Below are 3,501 nucleotides of genomic sequence, written 5' to 3' on the forward strand. Positions count from 1 at the left end.
GCGAAATGAAGATGACGCTGATGCCGTCGGCCTTCAGCGCCTTGATGACGTCGAGCAATTTGTCGGTTTCGGCGAGCGGCAGGCTCGATGTCGGCTCGTCGAGGATGACCAGCCGCGCCTCGATCGACAGCGCCTTGGCGATCTCGACCATCTGCTGCTGGGCCAGCGACAGGGTCGCAACTTGGGTGTCGGCGGAAAAATTGGCGCCGACGCGCTTCAAAAGCGGCGCCACCATGGTGCGCAGCCTGGCGCGGTCGACGAGCTTCAGCGGCCCGGCGCGCAACGGCTCGCGGCCGAAGAAGATGTTGGCCGCGACATCGAGATTTTCGAACAGGTTGAGTTCCTGGTGGACGAAGGCGATGCCCGAACCCAGGCTGGCTTCGACGGAGAGCCTGTCATGCGCGGTGCCGTCGACCGTGATCGTGCCGCTGTCGGGCGTGGTGACGCCGCCGAGGATCTTCATCAAGGTCGATTTGCCGGCGCCGTTTTCGCCGACGAGGCCGATGACCTCGCCCGGCCTGACCTCCATGGAGAAGCCGTCCAGCGCGACGACGCCCGGATAGGTCTTGCGCACGTTCTCGAGGCTGAGGAACGGGGCGGTCACGGATGCAGCAATGGATGTGTCGGAATAGTTCATCATGCCTGACAGCGATTGGCGGAACGGCCTCCTCGCAGACTGACGGGCCTGATCGAACCCGTCAATAAAAAGCGAGGCGTCGCGCTGCCCCTCACCCTACCCCTTCCGGGGCGAGCCACTTGTCTCGCCCGTCCTTCGGACCCCCGTATAGAGACGGGGAGAGGGGGATTGCCAGCGTTGGAGCGCTTCCCTTCTCCCCGTCACTATACGGGGAGAAGGTGCCGGCAGGCGGATGAGGGGCAGCGCTAACGACGATCAGTTTCCAGACATCGCCTTCAGATTGGCGGCGTAGGCGTCGACGTCATCCTTGCCGATGATCTTGGTCGGGATGATGATGAGGTTGCCTTCCGGGATGCCCGACTTGTCGCCCTTGAGATAGGCAGCCATCAGCTTCATGCCCTGATAGGCCCATTCGAAGGGCTGCTGCACGACGGTGGCGGCAATGGTGCCTTCCTTGACGCCGCCCAGCGTGATCGGATCGTCATCGAAGCCGACGACGGTGATCGAGCCGAGCTTGCCGGCGTCGCGCAGCGCTTCATAGATGCGCGGCGTGTTGTAGGAATAGAAGCCGACCATGCAGGTGACGTCGGGGCTGGCGACCAGCGCGTCTTCGACATTCTTCTTGGCGCGCGCCTGGTCGATGTCGTCGCCGCGCACGTCGATCAGCTCGATCTTGGTGCCGGCCAGGCCGTCCTTCATGCCCTGGATGCGCTCCTTGGCGTTGTCGGCGCCGAGCAGGCCGACGAAGCCGAGGCACTTGCCGCCATTGGGCATCGCCTTCTTGGCGATTTCGGCCGCCTGCTTGCCGGCATCGACATTGGACGAGCCGATATAGGCGACGCGCTTGGTCTGCGGTGCGTCAGAGTCGGTGGTGAACAGCGCCGTTTCCGAGGCGATCTTGTTCAACCCATCGGTCGAGGTCTTGGGATCGACGGCCGAGACCATGATGCCCTTGACGCCGGCGGTCACCAGATCGTCCATCAGCCGCTGCTGGATGGCGACCGAGGACTGCTCGGGATATTTGAGCTCAAGATTGTAGTCAGGCAGTTCGCCCTGCGCCTTCTTGACGCCGGCTTCGGCGGCCTTCCAGAAATCGGAAGCGCCGTTGACGACGAAGGCCAGCGTCGGCTTGTCTTGGGCGCGCGCGATGGCCGTGGCCGACAGGCCAAGCAGCAGCGCGGTCGCGGCTACGGATGCAGTTCGTATCAAGGATTTCATGTTCAACCTCCCGTTTGGCTCAGTCGTTGGACCGGCCGATCTTGCATTAACCTGATTTTGGCACTGACCTGATTTGCCGTTTGCAGCGTGGACGCCCTCCTCCTCAAAGGGGTTCCCGGCACCGAAAGAATGGCGTCGTTCCAGCCACGATCATGGACCTTAGAGACTCATCCTTCGTTCGTAAATAGTCCGATTTGTCTGACATATCACATATCCGAGACAAGGGTTGCGGAGGTAGGTCCGCTCGCCACCGGGCCATTTTTCGTACTCTCCCGCCGCCCCGAACGTCACCGACCGGACGCGACGGATTGACGGTACAGGGCATTTTTGTATTAGTAAACAGTATTAGTTCCACGCCAATGCCGGGGTTTCGCGGTGCGCCCGCCGCCGAGCCGTGGTCACCGCCGGCCCGCCACCCAAGCCTTCCGCCCTTTAGGTTTTGGCTTGTATGGGGATTCATGGCGGATGGACCTCTGGTATACTAATAGTTATAAACGACCTTGGGGTTACCGCTATAAATCGACGGCGTCACGCCATCTTGCCGGCCTGACCGGCCTGCCAGACTGGGATTTGCCATGAGCGAGACGACGGATCGGGCCAGCGACACGGCGAGGCGGCGCAAAGCGCCGGCCAAGGGCGCCAAGGGCCGCGTCACCATGATCGATATCGCCAGGGCGGCCGGCTGCTCGCAGGCGACCGTTTCCTTCGTGCTCAACAATTCGCCAGGGATCAAGCTGTCGCAGCAGACCCGCGAACGGGTGATCGAAACCGCGCGCACGCTCGGCTACGCCGCGCCCGCCTTCTCAGCCCTCCACCCGACGTTGCCTGCCTTCGGGGGGCCCGCCTTCGAAGGGCTGGACGGGGTGATCGGCTTCGCCGTCGACCAGCTCGCCACCAGCCCGGAAGCCGTGGTCGCCATCGAGGGCGCGCGCCAGGCCTCGTGGAATGCCGGCAACGTGCTTCTGGTGGCGCAGACGCTGGGCGATTCCGTCATGGAGCCGCGCGCCATTTCAGCGCTGACCAAGCGGGGCATTTCGGCGCTGATCTACATGACCATCTTCACCCGCGAGATCACAGCGCCCGACTACCTCTACGGTCTCGACATCCCGGTGATCCTGCTCAACTGCTATACGGCGGACTATGCCTTCCCTGCTGTGGTGCCGAGCGAGATCGCCGGCGGCCAGAGCTCGACCCGCCATCTGATCAGCCACGGCCACCGCCGCATCGCCACCATCACCGGCGAGCCCTGGATGCAGGCCGCCCAGGACCGCCTGAAAGGCTACCGCCGCGCGCTCGCCACCGCCGACATCCCGTTCGACCCCGAGCTGGTGGTCGAAGGCGACTGGTCGGCCAGCGCCGGCTACGCCGCCACCGTCAAGCTGCTGGCGCTCAGGGATAAGCCCACCGCCATCTTCTGCCAGAACGACCGCACCGCGATCGGCTGCTACGAAGCGCTGAAGGAAGCCGGCCTGCACATTCCGCAGGACATCTCCGTGGTCGGCTACGACGACGAGGAAATCGCCCGCCACCTCTTCCCGCCGCTGACGACCTCGATCCTGCCGCATATGGCGATGGGCCAATGGGCGATCGAACAGCTGGAAGCGCCGGCGGCGCCTGGACGGGGGCGGTATCCGATTACGAAGCTG

The 3,501-nt window shown here is 63.8% G+C and carries 3 protein-coding genes; 1 reads left to right on the plus strand and 2 read right to left on the minus strand.

Annotation, left to right across the window (positions count from 1 at the left end):
• Together EN906_RS27150 and EN906_RS27155 are read right to left on the minus strand one after the other, a co-directional pair.
• The coding region (locus EN906_RS27150) for an ATP-binding cassette domain-containing protein (protein ID WP_164777390.1) at nt 1-637 on the minus strand (637 nt) is incomplete at its 3' end.
• 255 nt (nt 638-892) lie between these two features.
• Nucleotides 893-1,855, minus strand: coding sequence for a sugar-binding protein (locus tag EN906_RS27155; protein ID WP_127269276.1), 963 nt, complete (start codon nt 1,853-1,855; stop codon nt 893-895).
• Between the two features lie 575 nt (nt 1,856-2,430).
• On the opposite strand from EN906_RS27155, the gene EN906_RS27160 reads away from it, so the two are divergent.
• The coding region (locus tag EN906_RS27160) for a LacI family DNA-binding transcriptional regulator (RefSeq protein ID WP_206529175.1) at nt 2,431-3,501 on the plus strand (1,071 nt) is incomplete at its 3' end.

Source organism: Mesorhizobium sp. M7A.F.Ca.CA.004.06.1.1, from assembly GCF_003999135.1.
Classification (GTDB): Bacteria; Pseudomonadota; Alphaproteobacteria; order Rhizobiales; family Rhizobiaceae; genus Mesorhizobium.